A 25319-nucleotide genomic window follows, 5' to 3' on the forward strand; every position below is an offset into this window, starting at 1 on the left:
AATAGTTCATGAAAAAAAGAATTTTAATTCTGACGTTGTTATTATTTAGCGCCTTTAAGGCTCAGAATAGAAATTACGCCATAGTCACCGGAGCACCCTTTTTAAGAATATCACCGGATGCTCGTTCTGGCGGTTTAGGTGATCAAGGGGTGGCAACTTCACCCGATGGGTTCTCCCAATTTTGGAACCCTTCAAAATATGTTTTTGGAACTAGTTATTCCGGAGTAGGTCTTTCATATACTCCCTATATGAATAAACTAACTAGCGATGTATTTTTATTAAACGGAACTTTTTATACATTCCTCGGTGAAGAAGAAAGAAGCACATTAGCCGCAAGTATTTATTATTTCAACATGGGTGAAATCCAACTTAACGAATTATTGGGAAATAACATTGTTGAAAAAGGTATTTCTAAACCCAATGAATTTGCATTAGATGTGTCTTATGGACTTAAATTAGCGGATGTATATTCCATGGCGGTTACCGCAAGGTATGTTCGTTCCGATTTATTTAACAATGTTGATAATTCATCTGCCCAAACAAAGGCTGCCAATACATTTGCAGTTGATGTAACCGGATATTTCCAATCTGAAAAAAGCAGTTCTTTCGGCAATTATGAAGGAAGATGGAGAGCTGGTTGGGGATTATTTAATATGGGACCTAAATTAGACTACTCTGACAGCAAAGAAAATTCCAGCTATTTGCCTACTAATTTAAGATTAGGTGTGGGTTATGATCTGTATTTCGATGACGATAATAAATTGGGATTGACTTTTGAAGCTACAAAATTACTTGTTCCTGCACCCGAAGAAGTTAAAAATCCCGATGGTAGCATAACATATCAAGTTCCCGATAAAAGTTTTATTTCCGGAATGTTTAAATCATTTAGTAATAAAGATGTGGGCAAAGAAATTACGTACAGTATTGCAGGTGAATATACTTTCAATAACGCATTTGCTTTTCGTACCGGTTATTTCTACGAAAATCCTGACAAAGGAGGAAGACAATATGTAACACTGGGAGCAGGTCTTAAATATCAATCGTTTGGTATTGATTTTTCTTATCTAATTACAACTTCAAGTGTTAATAATGCTTTAGACAATACATTACGATTTGGATTGACGTGGGATTTTGGTGGTGATGCAACCAATGCTTACGACAATTATTAAAATTTCAACTAAAATATCTAACCTATAGTAAGAATCACTCTGTATAAAAGAGTGATTTTTTTTACATTTACCAAAATTATACAGTACGATGTTTACACCTGAAAAACTCAATGAATTAAAACAATTAATAAAAACAAAAAAAAATATACTCATTTTGGCTCATCAGAATCCGGATGGTGATGCCATTGGTTCTTCTTTAGGATTATATCATTTTTTACGTACCCTTGGAGTTCAATCCACGATAATTGTACCGAATGAATTTCCTAAATTTTTAAAATGGTTGCCGGAAGCCAAAAATATCATCATTGGTGAATATCGGGTAAAATTCGTTGAAATAGCTTTTAGAAATGCAGATTTAATTTTCTGTCTTGATTTCAATACTTCTTCAAGGATTAATCAATTGGAAACAAAATTAAATGAATCAAGAGCCGTTAAAGTGTTGATTGATCATCATCAAAACCCGGATAATTTTGATTACATATATTCAGATACATCTCAACCGGCTACTTGCCAAATGATTTATAAATTTATTGATGCCTTAGGTGAAGTATCAAAAATCGATGAAAAAATAGCAACTTGTCTATATACCGGAATTTTAACTGATACCGGAAGTTTTCGGTTTAAAAATACCACCGCTGAAACTCATAAAATTATATCCGTATTTTTGGAAAAAGGAGCTAAACCGGATCTTATAGCTTCCAATATTTTTGATTGTAATACACCGGAACGACTAAAACTTTTAGGCTGTGTTTTAGAATCCATTGAACTTATTCCTAATAAAAATACTGCAATATTGTATGTAACCAGAAATCAATTGTTAGAATTGGGTTATCAAAAAGGAGATACGGAAGGATTTGTTAATTACGGACTTTCAATTATAGGAATTAAATTTGTTGCATTTTTTATGGAAGATCTGCAAAATGATTTTGTTAAGATTTCTTTCCGTTCCAAAGGTAATTTTGACGTTAACGCGTTTTCTCGAAGCTATTTTAATGGCGGTGGACATATTAATGCTGCCGGTGGCAGAAGTGATCTTTCTTTAAAAGATTCTATTTCAAGATTTAAAAATATAATCGAAAACGAAATCCATGAAACTTCTTAACATTGCAATTATATACTCATTTTGTATAAGAATTTTATTCTCATGTCAGAAAAAAGAAATTTTCCTTCCGGTAACTAATTCAAAATCTGAATACAGCAAAAAATTGTTAGAAAACTCTAAAGCTAGAGAAGATAAGGAAAGGGATTTCTTGCAAAACTGGATTAGTAAACGAGAGGATTCTTTACATTTAAAATTTGTGCCTACTTCTTCGGGTATTTGGATTCGATTTATTTCACATAAAAAATCTCCACAACCTAAAAATAATAGCTGGATTACATATTCTGCTGAAATAAAAACACTTTCAGGAGATGTAATTTATTCTTTTGATGAATTTGGTGAAAAGCAGGGAGTTTTGGGAAAATTTAAAGAGATAAGAGGAATTGAGTCAGCATTGTATATGATGGAAAAAGGAGATATAGCTGAAATAGTCCTCCCCTCTTTCACTGCCTATGGTTTATATGGAGATGAAAATAAAATTGGATCTAATGTTCCCCTCTTAGTAACACTTACTTTAATCGACGTTAAACCTTTATCGAAATGATTATCTTATAAAATTTAGTCGGATACACTTATTTTGAAAAATTAATTATATAAATCTTTAAAATAGTTTTGTGTATTTTTTTTATCCAAAGTCAATCTAGCCTTAAGTTCATCTAATGAAGAAAATTTGATCTCATCACGTGCTCTATCATAGAAATAAATTTCAATTTCTTTTCCATATAAATCCCTATCAAATTCAAGTATATGAACTTCAATTTGTTTTTGTAAACCTTGTATGGTAGGACGCATTCCTATGTTCATCATCCCGTAAAAAAATTCATCTTTAATCTTAACTTTGACGTAATATACCCCATTTTTTGGGCATATCTTGTGTGGATCAATTTCAATATTTGCAGTAGGAAAACCGATGGTTCTTCCTATCTTATCACCGGTAACCACTTTGCCCTGCATGAAAAAATTATATCCTAAATACTCGTTTGCTTTACCTATTTTACCTTCGCTAATTTTATTTCTAATTTTAGTGGAACTAATAACAGAAGTATATCCACTTACCGAAGGAAGTTTGTAAAGAGTAAATCCAAATTGTTCGGAATATGTTTGCAAACGTTCGTAATTTCCATCCCGATTATTTCCAAATTGATGATCATAACCAATAACTAATGAATGTATGTGTAATTGGGATACTAATAGATCTCTAACAAATTCTAAAGCACTTAACCGGCTAAACTCTTTCGTAAATTCTTGTACAAATAAATGCTGCACATTAAATTTTTCCAAAAGTTGTATTTTTTCATTTAAAGTAGTTAAAAGCTTAAGTTCAGTCGTGGGTTGCAAAACAAATCGGGGGTGTGGATTGAATGTCATAACTGCTGTTTCAGCTCCCTCTTTATTTGCAATATCATGCAAATAGTTTAAAACAAACTGATGGCCCAAATGCACACCATCGAACATACCTAAAGTTAGTATAATTTTATTTTCTTTAGCTACTCTGAAATTTTTAGTATGAATATTCACCGGTAATGAAAACAAATTGTCTGCAAAAATATGATATTTTTTTGGTTTTTTTTCAACGCCTATAAGCTTTAAAATAGTATATTTGTAATTCCACAAAGGAAATGTAATTATTTGAATTTTAAATTATATGGTAACGGAAAATAAAGGTAAAATATCTCAGGTAATAGGTCCGGTTATAGACGTTGTTTTTGATGACGTAGAACAACTTCCCAATATATATGATGCTTTAGAAGTTATTAAAGATAACGACGAACCCAATTTAGTACTGGAAGTTGAGCAACATATAGGTCAAGATACAGTTAGATGTATCGCTATGGATGCTACCGATGGCTTATATCGAGGTCAGGAAGTTATAGCAACCAATAAACCTATAACGGTTCCTATCGGTGAAGAAATTAACGGACGTTTATTCAACGTTATCGGAAAAGCTATTGATGGAATCGGTGATGTTCCCAAAACTCATGAATTACCTATACACAGGCCTTCTCCGAATTTTGAAGATATTTCTACTTCTGCAGAAGTTTTATATACCGGTATTAAAGTTATCGATCTAATTGAGCCTTATTCCAAAGGAGGTAAAATTGGACTTTTCGGAGGTGCGGGAGTTGGTAAAACCGTATTGATTCAAGAATTGATTAACAATATTGCTAAAGGACACGGTGGGTTATCTGTATTTGCCGGTGTTGGAGAACGAACTCGTGAAGGTAATGACCTATTACGGGAAATGCTGGAATCTAAAATTATCTCGTATGGAGATGAATTTATGAAATCTATGGAAGAAGGCGGATGGGATCTTTCAAAAGTTGATTTTGAAGCTTTAAAATCATCGAAAGTTGCCTTTGTTTTTGGTCAAATGAATGAACCTCCCGGTGCTCGTGCCAGAGTAGCTCTATCCGGTTTAACCTTAGCTGAATACTATAGAGACGGATTAGGAGCCGGAAAAGGTCGGGACGTATTGTTTTTTATAGATAATATTTTCCGTTTTACTCAAGCCGGATCGGAAGTTTCTGCCTTATTGGGTCGTATGCCTTCTGCGGTAGGATATCAACCTACCTTAGCCAGTGAAATGGGGGCACTTCAAGAAAGAATTACCTCAACTAAAAACGGTTCTATTACATCTGTTCAAGCGGTTTATGTTCCGGCAGACGATTTAACTGACCCTGCCCCTGCAACTACATTTGCTTATTTGGACGCTACTACTGTATTAGACAGGAAAATTGCTTCATTGGGTATTTATCCGGCCGTAGATCCACTACAATCTACTTCGCGAATTCTTTCTCCTGAAATTTTAGGAAATGATCACTATGAATGTGCTCAAAATGTTAAGGAAATCCTTCAAAGATATAAAGCTTTACAAGATATTATTGCCATCTTAGGTATGGAAGAATTGAGTGAAGAAGATAAATTAGTGGTTTATCGAGCTAGAAAAGTACAAAGATTCCTTTCACAACCTTTCCATGTTGCAGAACAGTTTACGGGAACTCCCGGTGCATTAGTGGATATTAAAGACACCATTAAAGGGTTTAATATGATTCTTAACGGAGAATTAGATCAATATCCGGAAGCTGCCTTTAACTTGAAAGGAACTATCGAAGAAGTTATTGAACATGGTGAAAGACTATTAGCTGAATTAAAAAAATAATTTGTTGAATAATTTTAAATTTTGATGAAAATACAAATACTTACTCCGGAAGAGGTTATTTTTGACGGTGAAGTGTCATCTATAACAGTTCCCGGTTCATTGGGTGAATTTCAAATGTTGGAAAACCATGCTTCTATTGTTTCTACTCTTGAACCCGGAATCATTAAGCTGGAAAATGTAAGTTCTTCTTCCAACGCTACTAAATTAACGAATGATGGCAAATACCAAACATTCACTATTAAGAGCGGATTATTAGAATTTAATAACAATAAAGGTATAATACTTTGTGATTAAATTATTTATACAATAATATTATAATAACATAAAAAAGGATTGAATAACAATCCTTTTTTTATTATATATAATTTACATTTAGAGTATCTAGTTAAGATATTTATAATAGTTTAATCATATAGCATGAAATTCCGTTTATAGTTATATTTTAAAATTCAAATAGGTGATAGGTTTACCTTCTTTTAAAAACATATTCTCATAAAAAGTTTTTATTTCTCTTACGTAAGAAGGTAATTCGTATTCCGGCGCTCCATAAATATCATGGTGAGAAGATAACACGGTATATCCCAAACAATGTATTAATCCGTTGGCATAACCATGTAAAAATTCACTATCCGTTTTTAAATGGATACTCCCTCCTTCTTTCATAATTCTTTTATATTTTTCAAGAAAAATAGAATTTATTAATCGGTGCTTTGTCCTTTTATATTTAATTTGTGGATCCGGAAATGTTATCCAAATTTCATCTACTTCACCGGGAGAAAATACATGCTCAATTAATTCAATTTGAGTGCGCAAAAAACCAACATTTTTTATTTGTTGTTCTATGGCTGTTTTTGCTCCTCTCCAAAAACGTGCTCCTTTAATATCTATTCCTAAAAAGTTTTTATCAGGAAAATGTTGCGCTAAACCAACGGAATATTCGCCCTTTCCACAACCCAATTCAATGATTATGGGATTATCATTTTTAAAAAATTCTTCTTTCCATTTACCTTTATAATGAAAATTAGAAAGTATTTCATCTCTCGTAGGCTGTATTACATTATTAAAAGTCTTGTTTTCAGCAAATTTACGAAGTTTATCCTTGCCCATAATTTAGTATTGAATGTACAAAAATAACTATATTCGTACACATTTCAAATTTCTTTATTGTTAGCTAGTTTCATAATGTGACAATGAATACCCCTAAATATAATTAAGATCTGCTAACTAAAAACGTTTCCTTTTAAATCTTCTTAAATTTCTTTAAAATTCATTAAAATATTAAAATTAAAGTTTCAATTATTATCGTATTTATTAATTCATTCATAAAAAATTTCATATACTTAAAATTAATTTAATATTTTTATGGATTAAACACTATTATCAATGAAACTTTCTCAACCAAAACTTACTCCTAAAATACTTTGGCTTATGGCTATTAGTTCAGGACTAGTAGTAGCAAATAACTATTATAACCAACCACTATTGGGTTTAATGGCCAAAGATTTTAATGTTAGTGAATCAAAAATAAGCGGTATAACCATGTTTACGCAGATCGGCTACGCTTGTGGACTATTTTTTCTGATTCCTTTAGGTGACATGTTTCGTAGAAAAAAAATTATTCTTATTGATTTTATATTCATTATTAGTAGTTTATTAGCTATGGCTGTCAGTCCTTCCATAGAATTATTATTTCCTATAAGTTTTATAATAGGTTTTACCTCAGTTATTCCTCAATTGTTTATACCCATGGCTGCAACTTTGGCAGCTCCGGAAGATAAACCTAAAGCCGTTGGATTTGTGATGAGCGGATTACTCATCGGTATATTGGGATCTAGAGTTTTAAGTGGATATATCGGCGATATTTTGGGATGGAGAGAAATGTTTTATATCGCAGCTATATTAATGGGGGTTGTGTATCTTTTGATATATTTTAATTTACCGGAAATCTACCCGAATTTTAAAGGAAATTATAAAAAGTTAATGCTTTCACTCGTTGAGCTTTTTAAAACAGATTCATCATTACGCTCTGCCGCTTTACGAGGAGGACTTAGTTTTGCTTCTTTAAGTGCTTTTTGGACTCCTTTGGTTTTTCATCTTGAAGAAAATTTTCATTTAAGTGATGGATCAGCAAGTAATATAGCCGGAAAATTTGGCTTAGTAGGTGCATTTGGAGCTTTGGCTGCTGCCCTCATGGGAAAAGTTATATCTAAATTCAATAAAAATACGATACTTGTTTTTACTGCATTATTGATTTTACTTTCATGGATTATATTCTACTATGGAGGTTATTCTTATTTGGGTTTAACTATTGGGATTATATTAATTGATATTGGTGTGCAATCTACCCAAATTACTAATCAATCTATTATTTTTTCAAATCACCCTGAAGCAGGTAATCGTGTTAATACTATTTATATGACCAGTTATTTTATCGGTGGATCACTGGGAACCTTTATTTCTGCTTATGCTTTTGAAATTTATAATTGGACCGGTGTGATTAGTGTAGGTAGTTTTTTCGCTATAATAATGTTAATATTCCATTTACTGTCAATAAAACGATAATATATTGTTAGATTATTTCTTTTGTAATTATTGATAGTATATAAACAAGTAATATTTAATTCATTAAATCGGTGGCAACTGACTTTATTTCATAAAAAAAACTCCTATTTTCTAGGAGTTTTAATTTTTTTTAACAGCAGCTAAATTATTTGGATTGTGGAATATAAATTTGAAATCCTAAACCAAAACCTAAACCACTTTGTTTGTTTCCGTTGTTAATATTTTGAATTGCAGCTGCATAGTTATATCCGATTGTACCTTCTAACGCTACAGAACGGGTAATAAAATGAGCGTAACCCACATTTACACCAAAGGCAAATCCACTGTCTGAGCTTCCGTTAACTGCTGCTCCTTTGAATCCAACATCACCTTCAGCAAAAAATCTTCCGGTTTCTTTAGCACCTTCCGGGAAGTAATATCTTACAAAAGGCATTACCCCATAGTTCCAAATTGGTTTTTCATCATCTTGAAATACTGCCCCGAAATCTATAGCTGCACCAACGGCTATTCCATGAGAAAGAAAATACCCAACTCTAGGAGTTAAATTAAATGAAAATCCTTTGTTTTCGAAATCATAGCCGAGATTTGTAATACCTGCTCCGGTCAACCAGCTTCCTTTTTGAATTGGTGTAGAACCTACGTTAGCCGAAGTTTGTGGTGTAGTTACAATCTGTGCATTTGATATTGCTATACTACCTAAAAAAATAGTAAACAATAAAAGTACTTTTTTCATAATTATTATATTATTTTTATACACCATAGTAAACGACAAAACCTATGCCAAAATTTTAACAAAATATTATATTTTTTTTAATTAGAATAATTAGGTGCTTCTTGAGTAATTATAACATCGTGAGGATGACTTTCTTTTAATCCTGCAGAAGAAATTTTAACCATTTTACTTTCTTTTTGCAATTTTACAATATCTTCTGTACCGCAATAGCCCATACCTGCACGAATTCCTCCACATAATTGATAAACGACATCGGATAATTTTCCTTTATAAGGAACTCTTCCTTCAATTCCTTCCGGTACTAATTTTTTTGTTCCTGATTGAAAGTAACGGTCTTTACTTCCTCTTTTCATGGCAGAAATTGAACCCATACCTTGATAACTTTTGAACTTTCTTCCTTGAAAAATAATTTCATCTCCGGGTGCTTCATCGGTTCCGGCAAATAAAGATCCCAGCATGACACAGGATGCACCGCTGGATATAGCTTTAACTATATCACCCGAAAGTTTAATTCCTCCATCTGCAATTACCGGTATATGATGCTGATTTGCATATTCGTAGACATTATATATGGCAGATAATTGTGGCACTCCCACTCCCGCTACTACTCTAGTGGTACATATAGATCCGGGACCTACACCCACTTTTAATGAATTGGCTCCGGCTTCTATTAAATCTTTTGCCGCTTGTGCGGTAACTATATTTCCACCAACAATATCTAAATCAGGAAAAGAAGCTCTTATTTCTCTGATTTTATTTAATACATTGATTGAATGTCCATGAGCGGAATCTACCGCAATTATGTCCACTCCGGCTTTAACTAATGCTTCGACTCTTTCTAAGGTATCATCTCCTACTCCTACCCCTGCTCCCACTCTAAGTCTTCCTTCAGAATCTTTACATGAATTGGGATATTCCAACAAATTATCAATATCTTTTATGGTAATCAACCCTATTAATTTGTTGTGATCATCTATAATAGGGAGCTTTTCAATCCTATTATTTAATAATATTTGCTTGGCTTGTTCCAAAGAAGTATTTTTTGAAGAAGTAATAATATGTTCTTTGGACATGACATCTTCTACTTTCTGATTTAAATCCGATTGATATTTAATATCTCTATTGGTAATTATTCCGACTAAGGTATCATCTTCTTCTATTACAGGCAAACCGGATATTTTATATTCTCTCATTAGCATAAGCGCATCCTGTAAGGTATGGTTTCGACTTAAGGTAATGGGATTGGAGATCATGCCGTTTTCTGACCTCTTTACTTTGTTAACTTCAACAGCCTGTTGATCTATCGGCATATTTTTGTGAATAAATCCAAGACCTCCTTCTCTGGCAAGAGCAATGGCTAAACCTGATTCAGTTACAGTATCCATAGCTGCTGAAACTATTGGAATGTTTAATTGAATTCTTTTAGTTAACTGGGTTTTTAAATTTACTTGAGAAGGTAGAATCTCTGAATAAGAAGGAATAAGCAAAACATCATCAAATGTGATAGCTTCTTCTACAATTTTAGAACTAAGCGACATATTGTTTTTTGCCAAGCAAATATATAATTTTTTTTCTAAAAAAATAATTTAATTTTTTTAAAAAAGTATATAATCAAAATAATACATGATAAAATAATACGTAATTTTTTATAAAAAGACTAATTATTTATAAAAATAAATTAAATTGATATAGATATTTTGGATTTATTTTTATTAAAATTATAAATATTTTTTTCTACAATTTAAATTAATTCTTACTACAATTTTTTATATTGTGAATTTCTTACGCTTGATTTTTATCCACATTTCTTTTTTGATATTCTGATTTCAATTTATAATTAAATCGCGCTTTAAATTTTTGGATTTTAGGTGCAATCGTATAGCTGCAATAAGGTTGATTTGGATTTTGTTCGTAATATCTTTGGTGATAATCTTCAGCCGGATAAAATTCTTTAAAAGGTACTATTTCTGTCACATATTTACCTTTCCATAAGTCAGAAGATTCTGATTTTTTTAAAGATTCTTGAGCAAGAATTTTTTGTTCTTCGTTTCTATAAAAGATAACAGATCTATATTGAGTGCCAATATCATTTCCTTGTCTGTTTAATTGAGTCGGATCATGTAAAAACCAAAAAACATCTAATATTTCAGAAAAAGAAATTTCTTCAGGATCGTATTCAATTTCAATTACTTCCGCATGTCCCGTAGTGCCCGTACAAACATCTTTATAATTAGCATTTTCTTTTTTTCCTCCGGAATATCCTGCTGTAACCTTAGTAATACCGTTTAACATTTCAAAACAAGGACTTAAACACCAAAAACATCCTCCTCCTAATGTAATTTTCTCTAATTTTTTTCTCATTATATCCGTTTTCTTTTCTTGTGATTGATTGGTCTGACAACTAAACAAAAGTAAATTAATAGCATTAAAAAAAATAAATAATTGCTTTTTTATATTATTTGTTAGAACTAGTTGCATATTTATAAAACAGTTATAAAAATTTAAGTATTTAATATTATTCTTTATTAAACAAAAACTGTACTAAAATTTATTTTTATTTGAATATTTTAGACAAACAATAGGATTTATTTATATTTTTTTTTGAATAAATAAATTATTCCATAAAAAAAATATTTATTTTGTTTAGGAAAACATTCTAAATTATGTTGTAAGAATTTATGATTAAGGTAATTAATTTGCTAACTTTGCATATTACCTATTCTATAACATGAGTACAGATACTGCAAATAAAAATTTTGAAATTGTTAAAGATGTTTTTATAAAATATTTAGAAGATCGAGGACATAGAAAAACTCCTGAAAGATTTGCTATCGTTGAGGAGATCTACTCAACAGATGAACATTTCAATATCGATTGGCTGTATATGAGAATGAAAGAAAAAAATTATAGAGTGAGTAGAGCCACTATTTATAATACCATTGAAATTCTTTTAGATGCCAAGTTAGTCCGAAAACATCAATTTGGAGAAGGACTTCAAGCTTTATATGAAAAATCATATTTTGCTAAGCAACATGATCATATCTTAATGATGGATACGGGAGAAGTTATTGAATTTTGTGATCCTAGACTTCAAACAATTAAAGATTCATTAGAAAAAATATTTAATATTGAAATCGAAAGTCATTCTTTATACTTTTATGCAAAAAAGAAAAGCAAGTAAATGAATTTAAAAATTATATTTTTTATTTTCTTTATATTCACAGGTGTATTTTTATTTTCTCAAGTTACTCCTCCGGCTCCTTCCAAAAAGGATAATCCCAAACCCATAAATCTTATCAATGCCGATATGGAAGAGGTGAATGAACATGTATTTAACGGAAATATTGTTTATTCAGGACATGTCATAGCAGAACACGAAACTTCTCATTTAGAAGCAGATTCAATCATTTATTTTAGCGATAAAAATTTTATTGAAGCAAGAGGAAATGTATTTTTTAGAGATAAACAATCTACCTTGAATTGTAAAAAATTGACCTATAACGGAATAACCAGAAATGCAATAGCCTATTATAACGTAAAATTAGTTACCCCCGATCAAACGGTTGAAACCGAGGAAATGATCTATGATGCTAAACGGGATGTCGCTTATTTTGACAATTGGGGAACAGTTTATAAAGGCGAAAATATAACTCATACAAAAGTTGGAAAATATTTTGTTAAAGATAACCGAATTGAATTAGGGGATAATTCCACGTTAGAATCTCCGGAATATATATTAGAAGGGTCTGATATTAAATATGATGCTAAAAATGAAATTGCAACATTTACTAAATTTACCCGCATAACCAATAAAAAAGATCCTACGGTTTACGTAACGGGAAGTACGGGTTCTTACAACACCAAAACCAAACAATCCGATTTAAAAAATGACGGAAAGGTATATTACCAAGGGAAAATATTATCCGGCAATGATTTATTTTTTGATGAAATAAAAGGTTTTGGTAGAGGAATTAAAAACGTTAAACTGGAAGAACCTAAAGAAAAAAGATTTTTAATCGGTGAATATGCTGAAGTATACCAATTTAAGGATTCTGCAATGATTACAGGAAGGCCTTATATGGTAAAAGCATTTACTAAAGATTCTTTATACATTCATTCCGATACCTTGATTGCCATTCAAGGAAAAGATAAAAAATCCACCATTCGGGGGTATCATAATGGAAGGCTATTCAAATCGAATGTTTCCGGAAAAAGCGATTCTCTGGTGTATCAAGAAACCATTGGAAGAATTGATTTTTATAAAAAACCCATATTTTGGTCAACAGGAGGAAGACAATTAACCGCAGATACTCTTTCTGCGTATTTAAATAGTTCCAATCAAGCCATTGATTCCATTTATGGCAGATCTCATGCTTTTGTAATTAGCAAAGTAGATTCTTTAAGTCCTAAATTGGAATTCAATCAAGCAAAAGGAAGAATGCTTCATGCCTATTTTCAAAACGAAGAACTTCATTTAGTAGATTTAAAAGGTAATGCAGAATCCATCACTTATGTAGAAGAAGAATCTAAAACAAAAGGTAAACAACGGACAGGAATCAGCATATCAGTATGTGGAATTTTACAAGGTGAGTTTGTTGAACGCAAAATGGATATAGTTTCTTGTCAGCTCAGTGCAGAATCAAAATTATACCCTGAAAGTAAGCTTCCCGAGCAAAACAGATATTTACCTGAATTTGAATGGAGAGATGACGAAAGATTAAAAAAATGGCAAGATATATTCCCGGATGTCTTTCCCTATAATAAAAACGAGCCTAGAAAAACCATTGAGCAACTATTGGAAGAAGAGAAAAAACAAAATGCAAAAGTCAGCAATCGATAATTATCAGATACCTATATAAATATCTATATTTGCATCTTACATTAATATAAATTAGTATGGAAAGAGAAATAATTCGATGCGAATGGGTAGGATCTGATGACATATACAAAAAATATCATGATGAGGAATGGGGCAAACCGGTATATGATGACCGATTACTATTTGAATTTCTTTTACTTGAAGGATTTCAAGCCGGTCTTAGTTGGATTACGGTATTAAAAAAAAGAGAGAGTATTCGTGAAGCTTTTGACCATTTTGATTATAGAAAAATTTCACAATATACTCAGGAAAAAATGGATCGTTTACTTCTCAATGAAGGTGTTATTAGAAATAAATTGAAAATTAAAGCTGCCACAACCAATGCACAAAAATTTATGGATGTGCAAAACGAATTCGGAAGTTTTAGCAATTATTTATGGAACTTTGTCAACCACACACCTATTTGCAACCACTGGGAGACCATTAAACAAGTTCCCGCTTCAACTCAACTTTCCGATAGTATTTCAAAAGATTTAAAAAAGCGTGGATTTAAATTTGTGGGTACAACTATTATTTATGCATTTTTACAGGCCGTTGGAGTGGTTAATGATCATACTCTTACTTGCTCATTTCATCCTGTTAATCATTAGTTGATTGTAAACATGTTTTTTTCAATTTACTTTTATATTTAATGACTAATTATAAAAAATCTCTCTTTAGGACCCATTGTACTATTCAGTAAAAAACACAGAATTAAAAAAAATTGTATAATTATTGAAAGATACCTGTTATGTTAAATCACATTATGCAGTAAGTACACATACCTTTTAAAATTTAATAGTATTACACATTATTAAAAAACAATACATTTGATAAATAAATCGAGTTTAAAGCAGATTAATTTTATATGTTAGAAAAAAAAGAAGCATTATATGAAAAAGCTATTCTAATCGGATTGATTACTCAAAACCAAGATGAAGAAAAGTTAAATGAATACATGGATGAATTGGAGTTTTTGGCAAATACAGCCGGAGCTGTAGTTTATAAAAGATTTACGCAAAAGCTAGATCAGCCACATTCAAGAACGTTTGTAGGAAAAGGAAAGTTGGAAGAAATTAATAGTTATGCTAAAGAACATGAAATCGATACAATTATTTTCGATGATGAACTGACTCCTTCTCAACTTAAAAATATAGAAAAAGAATTAGACAGGAAAATTATTGACCGTACGAATCTTATATTAGATATTTTTGCTCAACGAGCAGAAACATCCTATGCCAGAACACAAGTGGAACTTGCTCAATATGAATATCTTCTTCCTCGCTTAACTCGTATGTGGACTCACCTGGAACGTCAAAAAGGAGGTATTGGATTGAGAGGACCTGGAGAAACTGAAATTGAAACCGACCGACGTATTATCAGAGACAGAATATCCTTGCTTAAAGAAAAATTAAAATCGATTGATAAGCAAATGTCAACTCAACGAAACAATCGAGGAAAATTAGTTAGAGTAGCTTTGGTTGGATATACTAATGTAGGAAAATCTACCTTAATGAATGTGTTGAGTAAATCGGAAGTTTTTGCCGAAAATAAATTATTTGCAACACTAGACACAACTGTAAGAAAAGTTGTAATAGGTAATCTTCCTTTTTTACTAACCGATACAGTCGGCTTTATAAGAAAATTACCTACTCAGCTGGTAGAGTCGTTTAAATCAACGTTAGATGAAGTAAGAGAGGCTGATCTTTTGATTCATGTGGTTGATATTTCTCATCCCAGCTTTGAAGATCATATTAATTCCGTAAATACCATATTGGCTGAAATAGGTTCTGCAGATAAACCAACAATAATGGTATTTAATAAAATTGATAATTTTTCTTATGAAAGAAAAGATGAAGATGATCTAACACCGGTGACCAAAAGAAATTATTCGTTAGACGATTGGAAAAAAACATGGATGGCTAAATCCAAATATCCTAGTGTTTTTATTTCTGCTTTAACTAAAGAAAATTATGAAGAATTGAAGAAAATTATTTATAATCAAGTTAAAGATATCCATACCCAACGATTTCCTTATAATGATTTCCTCTTTGAATATTACGATCAAGAAGGAAAAGAAATATAATTTAAAATACAAAAGGGCTTAATGAATAAGCCCTTTTCGTTTTATATTTTTTTAATAAAAAAATTATTTTGCTCGGTTACAATAAATTCTCCAATTAACTAATAAGGCGGAAGGAAAATTCCTTTTAATTCTTTTTAAATCAGATTTTGCTGATTCTCTCTTAAAATAATCTCCGGCCAAAAGTCTCCAATCAGGACGTAAATAACTTTTTTCAACCCGTAACTCAGGGAATAACTTTCTAAATTCTGTAGTCAACGTATTAATTTCCTTCTCTGTTTTAGCTTCTCCAACTTTAATCATAAAACCGGGTATATCGTTACGTCTGCCACAAATGTTTTCAGGAGAAACAGGCCTATTCACCGGTTTTTTATCGGTGGAAGAAATAGGTTTAGATTCTCGCGTGGTGTCTCCAAATTTTTTGCATAATTCATCTTCACTAACCATTTTCAATATTTCTTCATCAGCATTAATAATCAGCTTTCCCCCGGTAGCTGAATCTACTTTAGTAATGATTTGCTGGGCTTTAAAAGAAATACATATAAAAAAAAGTAATAAAAAAATATAGCTTTTCATTTGGATATTATGATAAAATTAACTACACAAAAATAGCATTTTATAATTAAATCTAAAGAAATATGCTATTTAAAAGAGACTAAAAGTTAATTTAAGAAATAAATTTTTATCGAAAGTAGGAAGGTGATAGGCTCCCATTCTATAATAAATTCCCAATCCAAAATAGTAAATTAGCTTATTAAGCTCCATTCCAACTTCTTGATAATAGTTTTCGGGAACTGAAAAAAATGTTAATTTATGGATTTCTTTATGATTCATATTTCCTAGTAACCCATTATAAACTAAAGAAAATTGCAACCTACTGTTTCCTATAAAATTTATGTCTTTAAAAGAATGAGTTAAGAAAAAAGCCACATATTTATCCGCATAAAACTCTCCGGGTGCTAAGGTTTCCAGTGATCGAAAGCCTTTCATTGAAAATCTATTTCCTATTGATTTTCCTACTTTCGCATTACCAAAACTTCCATAATTATTCCATAAAACCGTTTTTCCGAAAATATATCCGGAGTTCATAACTAAGGAACTCTCCCCTATTGGATTAGTTACCGTTATATGAGCAGCTAAGTCAAAACGATCATAGTTGAAATTAGCTCCTAACGTTTTCCATCCTTTGGTATAATCAAAATAAAAATAAACGGGCTTATCTTCTACCGTCATTTTTCCTTCCGGAGTCATCAGGTATTTAGCAAATGGTGCGTATTTAAGATGTAAAGAAGTTGAAAATAACGTATATTTATGAGAAGGTGAATAAGATTTAAATGAATATTCATAATCCGATTTTTGAACTTCATAATTCGCTTCCACCGAAGCAGTAACTTTCTTTACTATATCTTGTTCATAAGCGAGCTTTCCTCCTCTGTAAGTATAAAAAATTGAATTTTGAATGTAATTTAATTCGTCCTTTATTTGTTCCTCACGATTAGGAAATCTATCAATAGTTTTAGAAAACGGATTTACATCAGAGTATCCTAAGAGCTTTATTTTTCCATTATTTTTTTTGTTTACATTAAGATCCATTCCCAACGCACCTTTACTGTTAGTGCTTTTCGTCCCGAAGGCAAGATATCCGAGTATGGATATATTTTTACTAAACTTGTAATTGGTTTTTCCTCCTAACTGAAACCTAAATCCTTCATAATCATTATAATTCATCAAATTCAATACATTTAAATTCACTTTACCTAAAGGTAATTTCCAATTTTTTACCGAATTTAAAAGACGAACATTTTTTTCAATGGGTAACGCATTAAAAAAGCTGGAATTTGCATAGGTATTCTTTTCTCGTTGCGTTAAAGGAGTTTTACGAAAGTTTTTAATTTTTGTTTCCGTATTTGTATTAAAATCTTTTTCCAGTTCATATTCATATCCTCTAAAATCTTTTCTTGTAAAAGACTTATTGGATGTAAAATGAGACGTTGTCATCTGGATAACTATCCAGGGAGAAAACAAAAACTTTTGTTCCTTGTTGGAATTTGTCAAAAATTTGGTAACATCAATGGTACTTATTCTTATTTTATTGGTTTTAGACTTTAAATACCATATCCCTTTGAACGATTTCCATTGATACTCAAAATAACGAGTATAATTTGAGTTATATTCTTCCCCTGAATATTTAACTACTGCAAAACTTTTAGCGTCAATATACAATGTTCCCCTGCTCCCATTTACTAACAAGTTTTTCTTGGATCCGAATGAAATAATGTAATTTTTTTTAGTATCGATTACAATACTGTCAATTAATTTAAAATTATAGGAATTGAATTTATTCTTGAAAAGATTAGGAAATTCTTCTTGAAAAAAAGGTTCAGAAAACAACTCATAAAAAGGTTTTTTAAAGCCCGAAACCTGATCGGCTAAAATTATATTTTTTTTCCCGTATCTTGTATCATATCTGCATTTCATCACCCGCTCTCCTAAAAATATATATTCCTTTTTCTCTAACTTAGCAATCTCAGATGAATCACTATTCATACTATGCATAACATTACTAAAATCATCAATATAGAATTTAGTATATAAAAAATAATTATAAGAATTTAAATGGTTAGGATGGTTAATTTTTTCGTTCTTTTTAACCATTTTTAAAATTTTATAAACACGGGAATGAGGATGATCCGGTAGATAATATTTCATCTCTAAATTCTGAGAGAACATAAATATTTGAAAAAACAAAAAAATATAAACCGGAAAATTCTTCATATAGTCAAATAAAAGTGTATTAAAACTAAGTTTAAAATTAAAACTTAATCATACTTTATTTTAGGGGCAAATATAAAGTATTTAACATAAACAAATTTCTATAAAAATAGTACATTTGCTATTTGTGATTGAATAAATAATACAACTCAAAAATGGATTATTTTATTGTAGCTGAAAATGTTACCCGAACTTATGAAGACAAAATTGCCTTAGATAACTTCAACATAAAAATTCCTAAAGGCAGTATCTATGGAATTTTAGGTCCGAACGGTGCCGGAAAAACTACGTTTATAAGAATCATTAATCAAATTACTAAGCCGGACAGCGGTACAATTTATTTTAATGGAGAGCCTCTACAACCCAAACATATTTCACATATAGGTTATATGCCGGAAGAAAGAGGACTGTATAAAAACATGAAAATTGGCGAACAGGCAATTTATTTAGCCCAGCTTAAGGGCATGAATAAAACGGAGGCCAAGTCGCGTTTAGAATATTGGTTTGATAAACTAAAAATTGAAAAATGGTGGAATAAAAAATTGAGCGAATTATCCAAAGGAATGGCTCAAAAAATTCAATTTGTAGTTACTGTATTGCATAATCCCGAATTATTAATTTTTGACGAGCCTTTCAGCGGATTTGATCCGGTAAATGCCAATCTAATAAGAGATGAAATTCTAGAGCTAAAAGAAAAAGGGACTACCATTTTATTTTCATCTCATCGAATGGAATCTGTTGAGGAACTTTGTGATTATGTTGCTCTTATCCATAATTCAAAAAAAATTTTAGATGGTTCGGTTAAAGATATCAGACATAAATTTAAACAAGGAAAATTTAATATCAGGATTACTGATATACAATCCCATGATATTGAACATCTACTATCTAATCATCCGATCGAAAATTTAATAAAAATGGATAATGAATATTCATTTTCAATTAAATTAACCGACCGGGAGAGCTCAAAATCCCTTTTATCAGAACTTTCATCTAAAGGAACAATCCTCTCTTTTTATGAAGAAATCCCCGGTATGAATGAAGTTTTTATTAACGCTGTAAATTCAAAAAATCTATGAGAAATATCTTTTTGGTAATGAGAAGAGAATTTCTTACTCAGGCAAGAAAAAAATCTTTTGTTCTTATTACTTTTTTTGCTCCGATATTAGTAATCCTAGCCGTAGCAATCATTGGCTTTATGATTAAAATTAATGAAAGCAATTCACGTATTGTCATCATTGATTCAACCCATGAATTTTATCCTGATTTCAAGAGTAATGAAAAAAATATATTTAATTTTTATACAGAAAATGATTTACAAGCTTTAAAAGATTCGTTAGCACAAAGTAATTCATTAGATGCTATCTTGTATATACCCAAAACCAAAGATTCTCTATTAAATAATTTACAAGATCATATCCAACTTTATACAAACAAAAACCTGAACAAAAATCTTCTCTATTCATTAGAAGAAACCATCAATAAAAAAATTGAAGAAAAAAGAAGAAAATTATTAGGAATAAACCAATCCGATATAGATAAAATTAATTCCAAAATATCCTTACAAATTACTAATATTAAAGAAGGCAAATCAGAGGATAACCACTTAATTAAAGAAATCCTTTCTTTGTCATTAATGTATGTAAATCTTATGTTTTTTATTATTTACGGTACACGTGTGATGAGAAGCATTATGGAAGAAAAAAATAACAGGGTGGTTGAAATAATTATTTCATCCGTTAAACCTTTTGAATTAATGATGGGAAAAATATTGGGTACAACGTTAATTGCTTTAACTCAATTTTGTATATGGATTGGAATGACCCTGCTCCTTCTTAGTATGGGTAAATTGATATTAGGACATGAATTAACGCTTTCCATTCAACAAAATGATTTACGAAATATTCTTAATCAAGAAATGCAAATTCAAATTAGCGACACTATTAATGCCCTTTTCAATCTTAACTATCCGTTAATTATTTTCGTTTTTCTTTTCTTCTTTTTTACGGGATATTTATTTTACAGTTCTTTTTTTGCTGCCATTGGAGCAGCAGTGGATAATGATACAGAAACTCAACAATTTATTCCAATAATTGTAATCCCCCTACTTTTAGGCGCTTATGGATGCATAAGTATCATAAACAATCCGGAAGGACCTGTGGCATTTTGGTTAAGCATTATTCCTTTTACCTCTCCCATGGCTATGGTTACCAGATCCTTTTATGGAATACCGGGTTGGCAATTGGCAATATCAATTATTACCATGGTCGGATCGGTATTAGTAATGGTTTTTATTGCAAGTAAAATTTATAGGATTGGAATACTTATGTATGGAAAAAAAGTAACTATAAAAGAAATTTTCAAGTGGATTAAACAATCATAATATATTTCTCTGCTTTATTTCTTACTCCGAAAATTAGTAAATAAGAATTCAATTGATGTTTTTATGTAAAAAGCTTTAATTTATTTTTAAATCAATCGGTACCTCTATAGCACAATCAAAAATTTAAAAAGTAAAAATTTAGAACATGAATTAAAATAAATTTTATATTTATGCTCAAATACCATCTTACTAATTAAAAAAATCCGTTCTGATGGAAAAAAACTCTTTTATTAAATCCCAAGGCTTGGGTAACGAATACATAGTAATCAATGAAGATACTATTACTTTTCCTTTAACTGAAAAAGCCATTCAAAAAATCTGTAACGTAAACTTCGGAATAGGCTCTGATGGAATATTAGTAAAAACAAAGTCAGAAACGGCTGACATAGGTCTGAAAATTTTTAATCCGGATGGTTCCGAAGCAGAAAAAAGCGGAAATGGATTAAGAATTTTTTGCAAGTATGTATACGATTATAAAATTATTCCTCAAAAGGAATTTACAGTAGAAACCAAAGGAGGAAAAGTTCGTGCAACCATACAAGAAACTTTAAATGAGAGGGCTACTTTAATAACAGTAGATATGGGTCAAGCCATTTTCGATTCAAAACAAATACCCACTTCCTTTAATTCGAAAGAAGTACAAGATGAACGTATTACTATCGATGATCAAGAGTTTCTAATCAATTGTGTTTCTGTTGGAAATCCACATTGTGTGATTCTCAAAGAAAATTTAGATAGTGAGGAAATAAAAAAATACGGCCCTAAAATTGAAACGTTTTCAAAATTTCCTAACCGTATAAATGTTCAATTTGCAAAAGTACTGAATAGAGATGAAGTTCAAATATTAATTTGGGAAAGAGGGGCCGGTTTCACTTTAGCCTCAGGAAGTTCGTCTTGTGCGGTAGCAAGTGTATTAAGAAAAAAAGGGTTAATAAATAATAAAGTAACCATTAAAATGCCAGGAGGAGAACTTAAAATAGAAATTGATGATCATTGGCAAATAAGAATGACCGGAGAAGTTCGCCAAATTTGTGAAGGTGTTTTGCATGAAGAATTAATAAACAGTTTTTTATAATTATTCTCAATAAAAAAATATTTTCTGAATTTGATAAATGATAACTTAAAATTGTTAAAATATTTTTAAAATCTAATATTTGATGGAAAAAATTATTAATTTTTTTAAAAAAGCATTTATTAACTAGTAAATTTATAGATATTTGTAATCTGATTTTTTTCCACTATTTAAAATGAAAATAAAGTATCACGATTTAATTCAACAAACTTTTGATTTTCCACAACCCGAATTTAAGGTTGATAACGGAAATTTATTATTTCATGACATCCCTTTAATGGACTTAATTGAAAAATTCGGAACTCCTTTTAAGTTCAATTATTTACCTAAAATATCGCAAAACATACAACAAACCAAAAAATGGTTTAAAAAGGCTTTTAAGGAAAATAATTACAATAATGAATATAGATATTGTTATTGTACGAAATCAAGTCATTTTTCATTCGTGGTTGAAGAAGCTTTAAAAAATAAAATTAGTTTGGAAACTTCTTTTTCAAACGATATGGAAATTATACGAAGATTATACGATAAAGGAATTGTCGATAAAAATATTGAAGTTGTTTGCAACGGATTCAAAACCGATGAATATTTAAAAATTATTTCGGAAATGATTAACGGCGGATTTTCTAACATATTACCTGTATTGGATAATTTCAGAGAAATCGATCGACTTTCCGATAGCATAGATACTAATTTTAATATAGGTATTCGAATTGCTTCTGAAGAAGAACCTAAATTTGAGTTTTATACTTCTCGATTGGGAATCGGATATAAAGATATTGTTCCTTTTTATGCTCAAAAAATCCAAAATCATCCATTTGCCCGTTTAAAGATGTTGCATTTCTTTATCAACACGGGGATTAAAGATACTTCCTATTATTGGAACGAACTTTATAAATGTTTGCGAGTTTATGCTCGATTGAAAAAAATCGCACCCGAAGTGGATTCGCTCAATATAGGAGGAGGTTTTCCTATAAAAAATTCTTTGAATTTTAATTACGACTATTATTATATGGTCAATGAGATTACTTACCAAATAAAAAAATTCTGTGTTGAAGAAGGAGTAGAAGAACCTACTTTATATACCGAATTTGGTTCATTCACTGTTGGAGAAAGTGGAGGGATTGTTTACAAAATTTTAAGTCAAAAAAGACAAAATGATCGAGAAAAATGGGATATGATTGACAGTTCTTTTATGACTACATTACCTGATTCTTGGGCAATTTCTCGTCGTTTTACCATGCTTCCTATCAATCGTTGGGAAGATTCCTATGAACGGGTTTTCTTAGGAGGTCTTACTTGTGATAGCGATGATTACTACAATTCTGAACAGCACGTTAATGCCATTTATCTTCCTATTTTCAGTGAAGAAAAACCTTTATATATAGGTTTTTTCAATACAGGAGCTTATCAAGATGCCATTAGCGGGTTCGGAGGCGTGCACCATTGTCTAGTTCCGCAGCCAAAACATATTTTGATCAATAAAAATAAAGACGGCGAATTTACTTATGAGGTATTTCGAGAGGAACAAAATTATAAGCAAATTTTAGATCTTTTAGGTTATTAGTAGCCCCATACAATAAATTGACAGATTCATAGTTTATAATTACAAAAAAGTACCATCAAGCGTACCTGATTTATTTTCTTGTAATTTTTACTATAATGCGTCTATTGCATAAATTTATACTAATTATATTCATTAGTTTATACTCCATTGTCTATTCTCAAAACGGGCAAGAAATATATACTTTTATGAATATGACCGTATCTGCCCGTCAAGCGGCTTTAGGAGGTAATGCTAACTCTTCTTGGGACAATGATCCTAATATGGCTATGTTCAATCCGGCAATGATGAACGATAAAATGCATAACCAAGCGGGAATAAATTATTCCTCTTATTTAGCAGATGTCAAATTGGGAGCTGTATCCTATGTTTATAATCCCAAAGAAAGTAAGCACTTTTTTTCCCTTCATGGAAGATATGTAGATTATGGAGATCTTAAAGCCGCCGATGAAATCGGAAATGTAACCGGAAAATTTACCGCAAAAGACGCAGCGGTAACTTTGGGTTATGCCTATAATATCTCTGATTTCTTTACCGTAGGCGGAAATTTATCTTATGTTACCAGTAAAATTGAAAGTTATACTTCTTCCGCTCTTTTGGCTGATCTTGGGGTGGTATTTCACGACATTGATTATTATACTACCGTTTCTGCTGTGGTTAGAAATTTTGGAGGGCAATTAACTTATTATAATGATAGAAGAGAAAAATTACCCATTCAAGCAAATTTAGGAATCTCGCAACGTTTCGAAAAATTACCGATGGAGTTAACTCTTACCTTACATGACTTACAAAAATTTGATATTTCTTCACCAACTAATAAAAAGGGAGAAAAGATCAATGGAGGAAGAAAAATTATAGATCATATTTCGTTAGGCGCCGAATTATTTCCCGAGTCAGGATTCAACCTCAGAGCCGGATATAATTTTAAGAGAGGTAATGAATTGGCGATCGAAGATCAACGTTCATTTGCCGGTTTAACTCTTGGTTTTGGTGTGAAAATTTCATATTTTCGCTTTGATTACGCTTGGGGGCGATATAATGCTGCGGGAAACACCAATACATTTGGACTACGTATAGACTTGGAAAATATGTTTGCCCCTCGTTATGACTGGTAATAACATGAAAAACAACAAGATAAAACCTATAATTGCCATAGATGGTTATTCTTCCACCGGTAAAAGCTCCTATGCAAAAATGTTAGCCAAAGAATTTGGATGGATTCATATAGACACCGGTGCTATGTATAGAGCTGTAACTTTATATGCTATTGAAAATTTTTATAAAAATAATACTATAGATGAGCTAACTTTACTAACCCATTTAAATGATATTCATTTGGACTTTAAGCTAAATTCTGATTCCAATACCAATGAAATTTATCTTAATGGAAAAAATGTTGAAAATAGAATTCGTGCTTTTGACATATCTGAACATGTTTCATGGGTGGCAAAAATACCTGAAGTAAGAGAATATTTAGTAAAACAACAGAGAAATATAGGAAAAAAAGGCGGGATTGTTATGGATGGTAGAGATATTGGAACGGTCGTATTTCCAAATGCTGATTTAAAATTTTTTATAACTGCCAGTATAGAAGAAAGAGCTAAACGAAGATTCACTGAATATAAAAATCAACACAAAAACATTTCTTTAGAAGAGGTTCAAGAAAATCTTAAGCAAAGAGATTACATCGATGGCAACCGATCGGTGTCACCATTAATTCAGGCCGCAGACGCCATTCTTATCGATAACACTCATTTAAGCAAAGAAGAAACCTATAATAAAATGGTTCAAATTGTTAAAGATAAATTTAAAATCTGATTTATAAAATAATCCTTTTTTATTTATCTTGATGCTGCTGATAATT

The 25319-nt window shown here is 30.9% G+C and carries 23 protein-coding genes; 16 read left to right on the plus strand and 7 right to left on the minus strand.

Annotation, left to right across the window (positions count from 1 at the left end):
* The first annotated feature begins 8 nt into the window (after positions 1-8).
* The 3 genes from porV to GFU93_RS05965 all read left to right on the plus strand — a co-directional run bounded on the left by porV (position 9) and on the right by GFU93_RS05965 (position 2812).
* Positions 9-1169, plus strand: coding sequence for a type IX secretion system outer membrane channel protein PorV (porV, locus tag GFU93_RS05955; RefSeq protein ID WP_105297060.1), 1161 nt, complete (start codon positions 9-11; stop codon positions 1167-1169).
* An 88-nt stretch (positions 1170-1257) separates the two neighbouring features.
* Entirely contained in the window at positions 1258-2271 is a 1014-nt protein-coding gene (locus tag GFU93_RS05960; protein ID WP_160568008.1) for a bifunctional oligoribonuclease/PAP phosphatase NrnA, read from the plus strand.
* Positions 2258-2812, plus strand: coding sequence for an FKBP-type peptidyl-prolyl cis-trans isomerase (locus GFU93_RS05965; protein WP_160568010.1), 555 nt, complete (start codon positions 2258-2260; stop codon positions 2810-2812). The genes GFU93_RS05960 and GFU93_RS05965 overlap by 14 nt, the downstream gene beginning before the upstream one ends.
* Positions 2813-2853: 41 nt before the next feature.
* Here GFU93_RS05965 and GFU93_RS05970 read toward each other — a convergent pair whose 3' ends face one another.
* Positions 2854-3882, minus strand: a complete 1029-nt coding sequence (locus tag GFU93_RS05970; protein ID WP_255448656.1) for a bifunctional riboflavin kinase/FAD synthetase — start codon at positions 3880-3882, stop codon at positions 2854-2856.
* Between the two features lie 31 nt (positions 3883-3913).
* On the opposite strand from GFU93_RS05970, the gene atpD reads away from it, so the two are divergent.
* Together atpD and GFU93_RS05980 are read left to right on the plus strand one after the other, a co-directional pair.
* Positions 3914-5428 carry a F0F1 ATP synthase subunit beta gene (gene atpD / locus GFU93_RS05975; RefSeq protein ID WP_105297063.1) on the plus strand — a complete coding sequence of 505 codons (1515 nt, stop codon included), beginning with the start codon at positions 3914-3916 and terminating at the stop codon, positions 5426-5428.
* A 24-nt stretch (positions 5429-5452) separates the two neighbouring features.
* Positions 5453-5722 carry a F0F1 ATP synthase subunit epsilon gene (locus GFU93_RS05980; protein WP_105297064.1) on the plus strand — a complete coding sequence of 90 codons (270 nt, stop codon included), beginning with the start codon at positions 5453-5455 and terminating at the stop codon, positions 5720-5722.
* 141 nt (positions 5723-5863) lie between these two features.
* Here the strand turns inward: GFU93_RS05980 and trmB are convergent, their stop codons facing one another.
* A complete protein-coding gene (gene trmB, locus GFU93_RS05985; RefSeq protein WP_160568012.1) occupies positions 5864-6535 on the minus strand; it encodes a tRNA (guanosine(46)-N7)-methyltransferase TrmB in 672 nt (223 codons plus the stop codon).
* 276 nt (positions 6536-6811) lie between these two features.
* Between trmB and GFU93_RS05990 the strand changes: the two genes are divergently transcribed.
* Positions 6812-7990, plus strand: a complete 1179-nt coding sequence (locus tag GFU93_RS05990) for an MFS transporter (RefSeq protein WP_160568014.1) — start codon at positions 6812-6814, stop codon at positions 7988-7990.
* A 145-nt stretch (positions 7991-8135) separates the two neighbouring features.
* Here the strand turns inward: GFU93_RS05990 and GFU93_RS05995 are convergent, their stop codons facing one another.
* The 3 genes from GFU93_RS05995 to msrA all read right to left on the minus strand — a co-directional run bounded on the left by GFU93_RS05995 (position 8136) and on the right by msrA (position 11084).
* Positions 8136-8723 carry a hypothetical protein gene (locus GFU93_RS05995; protein ID WP_105297090.1) on the minus strand — a complete coding sequence of 196 codons (588 nt, stop codon included), beginning with the start codon at positions 8721-8723 and terminating at the stop codon, positions 8136-8138.
* Positions 8724-8800: 77 nt separating this feature from the next.
* Positions 8801-10261, minus strand: a complete 1461-nt coding sequence (guaB, locus tag GFU93_RS06000) for an IMP dehydrogenase (protein ID WP_160542377.1) — start codon at positions 10259-10261, stop codon at positions 8801-8803.
* Between the two features lie 244 nt (positions 10262-10505).
* Positions 10506-11084, minus strand: coding sequence for a peptide-methionine (S)-S-oxide reductase MsrA (msrA, locus tag GFU93_RS06005; RefSeq protein WP_255448657.1), 579 nt, complete (start codon positions 11082-11084; stop codon positions 10506-10508).
* Between the two features lie 367 nt (positions 11085-11451).
* Here msrA and GFU93_RS06010 point away from each other — a divergent pair, with 367 nt between their 5' ends.
* The 4 genes from GFU93_RS06010 to hflX all read left to right on the plus strand — a co-directional run bounded on the left by GFU93_RS06010 (position 11452) and on the right by hflX (position 15667).
* Positions 11452-11904 carry a Fur family transcriptional regulator gene (locus tag GFU93_RS06010; RefSeq protein WP_160568018.1) on the plus strand — a complete coding sequence of 151 codons (453 nt, stop codon included), beginning with the start codon at positions 11452-11454 and terminating at the stop codon, positions 11902-11904.
* Entirely contained in the window at positions 11905-13563 is a 1659-nt protein-coding gene (locus GFU93_RS06015; RefSeq protein ID WP_160568021.1) for an OstA-like protein, read from the plus strand.
* Between the two features lie 56 nt (positions 13564-13619).
* Positions 13620-14192 carry a DNA-3-methyladenine glycosylase I gene (locus GFU93_RS06020; RefSeq protein ID WP_160568023.1) on the plus strand — a complete coding sequence of 191 codons (573 nt, stop codon included), beginning with the start codon at positions 13620-13622 and terminating at the stop codon, positions 14190-14192.
* Between the two features lie 257 nt (positions 14193-14449).
* Positions 14450-15667 (plus strand): GTPase HflX, encoded by a 1218-nt coding sequence (gene hflX / locus GFU93_RS06025; protein WP_160568025.1) that lies wholly within the window; start codon positions 14450-14452, stop codon positions 15665-15667.
* Positions 15668-15730: 63 nt separating this feature from the next.
* Here the strand turns inward: hflX and GFU93_RS06030 are convergent, their stop codons facing one another.
* On the minus strand, positions 15731-16240 hold the full coding sequence (locus tag GFU93_RS06030; RefSeq protein ID WP_160542383.1) for an SPOR domain-containing protein: 510 nt from the start codon (positions 16238-16240) through the stop codon (positions 15731-15733).
* 69 nt (positions 16241-16309) lie between these two features.
* Entirely contained in the window at positions 16310-18394 is a 2085-nt protein-coding gene (locus GFU93_RS06035) for a DUF5686 family protein (protein ID WP_160568027.1), read from the minus strand.
* Positions 18395-18591: 197 nt separating this feature from the next.
* Here GFU93_RS06035 and GFU93_RS06040 point away from each other — a divergent pair, with 197 nt between their 5' ends.
* The 6 genes from GFU93_RS06040 (at position 18592) to cmk (ending at position 25273) form a co-directional block, all read left to right on the plus strand.
* Positions 18592-19515 carry an ABC transporter ATP-binding protein gene (locus tag GFU93_RS06040; protein WP_160565600.1) on the plus strand — a complete coding sequence of 308 codons (924 nt, stop codon included), beginning with the start codon at positions 18592-18594 and terminating at the stop codon, positions 19513-19515.
* Positions 19512-20819 (plus strand): ABC transporter permease, encoded by a 1308-nt coding sequence (locus GFU93_RS06045; protein WP_160568029.1) that lies wholly within the window; start codon positions 19512-19514, stop codon positions 20817-20819. Before GFU93_RS06040 ends, GFU93_RS06045 begins: the two co-directional genes overlap by 4 nt.
* Positions 20820-21030: 211 nt before the next feature.
* A complete protein-coding gene (gene dapF / locus GFU93_RS06050; RefSeq protein WP_160568031.1) occupies positions 21031-21894 on the plus strand; it encodes a diaminopimelate epimerase in 864 nt (287 codons plus the stop codon).
* A gap of 172 nt (positions 21895-22066) precedes the next feature.
* Positions 22067-23458, plus strand: a complete 1392-nt coding sequence (locus tag GFU93_RS06055; protein WP_160568033.1) for an arginine decarboxylase — start codon at positions 22067-22069, stop codon at positions 23456-23458.
* A 95-nt stretch (positions 23459-23553) separates the two neighbouring features.
* Positions 23554-24570, plus strand: coding sequence for a type IX secretion system protein PorQ (porQ, locus tag GFU93_RS06060; protein ID WP_160568035.1), 1017 nt, complete (start codon positions 23554-23556; stop codon positions 24568-24570).
* A 4-nt stretch (positions 24571-24574) separates the two neighbouring features.
* Complete coding sequence (gene cmk / locus GFU93_RS06065; protein ID WP_160568037.1) at positions 24575-25273, plus strand: (d)CMP kinase; 699 nt, start codon at positions 24575-24577, stop codon at positions 25271-25273.
* Positions 25274-25319: the final 46 nt, after the last annotated feature.

The organism is Apibacter sp. B3546 (genome assembly GCF_009827885.1).
Classification (GTDB): Bacteria; Bacteroidota; Bacteroidia; order Flavobacteriales; family Weeksellaceae; genus Apibacter.

Coding starts and splice junctions, on each gene's coding strand:
- GFU93_RS06015 (WP_160568021.1), top strand. CDS start 11,905: ATGAATTTAAAAATTATATTTTTTATTTTCTTTATATTCACAGGTGTA.
- hflX (WP_160568025.1), top strand. CDS start 14,450: ATGTTAGAAAAAAAAGAAGCATTATATGAAAAAGCTATTCTAATCGGA.
- GFU93_RS05995 (WP_105297090.1), bottom strand. CDS start 8,723: ATGAAAAAAGTACTTTTATTGTTTACTATTTTTTTAGGTAGTATAGCA.
- GFU93_RS05980 (WP_105297064.1), top strand. CDS start 5,453: ATGAAAATACAAATACTTACTCCGGAAGAGGTTATTTTTGACGGTGAA.
- GFU93_RS06040 (WP_160565600.1), top strand. CDS start 18,592: ATGGATTATTTTATTGTAGCTGAAAATGTTACCCGAACTTATGAAGAC.
- GFU93_RS06010 (WP_160568018.1), top strand. CDS start 11,452: ATGAGTACAGATACTGCAAATAAAAATTTTGAAATTGTTAAAGATGTT.
- GFU93_RS05990 (WP_160568014.1), top strand. CDS start 6,812: ATGAAACTTTCTCAACCAAAACTTACTCCTAAAATACTTTGGCTTATG.
- GFU93_RS06035 (WP_160568027.1), bottom strand. CDS start 18,394: ATGTTCTCTCAGAATTTAGAGATGAAATATTATCTACCGGATCATCCT.
- porQ (WP_160568035.1), top strand. CDS start 23,554: ATGCGTCTATTGCATAAATTTATACTAATTATATTCATTAGTTTATAC.
- trmB (WP_160568012.1), bottom strand. CDS start 6,535: ATGGGCAAGGATAAACTTCGTAAATTTGCTGAAAACAAGACTTTTAAT.
- GFU93_RS06055 (WP_160568033.1), top strand. CDS start 22,067: ATGAAAATAAAGTATCACGATTTAATTCAACAAACTTTTGATTTTCCA.
- cmk (WP_160568037.1), top strand. CDS start 24,575: ATGAAAAACAACAAGATAAAACCTATAATTGCCATAGATGGTTATTCT.
- GFU93_RS06030 (WP_160542383.1), bottom strand. CDS start 16,240: ATGAAAAGCTATATTTTTTTATTACTTTTTTTTATATGTATTTCTTTT.
- dapF (WP_160568031.1), top strand. CDS start 21,031: ATGGAAAAAAACTCTTTTATTAAATCCCAAGGCTTGGGTAACGAATAC.
- GFU93_RS06020 (WP_160568023.1), top strand. CDS start 13,620: ATGGAAAGAGAAATAATTCGATGCGAATGGGTAGGATCTGATGACATA.
- msrA (WP_255448657.1), bottom strand. CDS start 11,084: ATGAGAAAAAAATTAGAGAAAATTACATTAGGAGGAGGATGTTTTTGG.
- GFU93_RS05965 (WP_160568010.1), top strand. CDS start 2,258: ATGAAACTTCTTAACATTGCAATTATATACTCATTTTGTATAAGAATT.
- porV (WP_105297060.1), top strand. CDS start 9: ATGAAAAAAAGAATTTTAATTCTGACGTTGTTATTATTTAGCGCCTTT.
- GFU93_RS05960 (WP_160568008.1), top strand. CDS start 1,258: ATGTTTACACCTGAAAAACTCAATGAATTAAAACAATTAATAAAAACA.
- atpD (WP_105297063.1), top strand. CDS start 3,914: ATGGTAACGGAAAATAAAGGTAAAATATCTCAGGTAATAGGTCCGGTT.
- GFU93_RS06045 (WP_160568029.1), top strand. CDS start 19,512: ATGAGAAATATCTTTTTGGTAATGAGAAGAGAATTTCTTACTCAGGCA.
- guaB (WP_160542377.1), bottom strand. CDS start 10,261: ATGTCGCTTAGTTCTAAAATTGTAGAAGAAGCTATCACATTTGATGAT.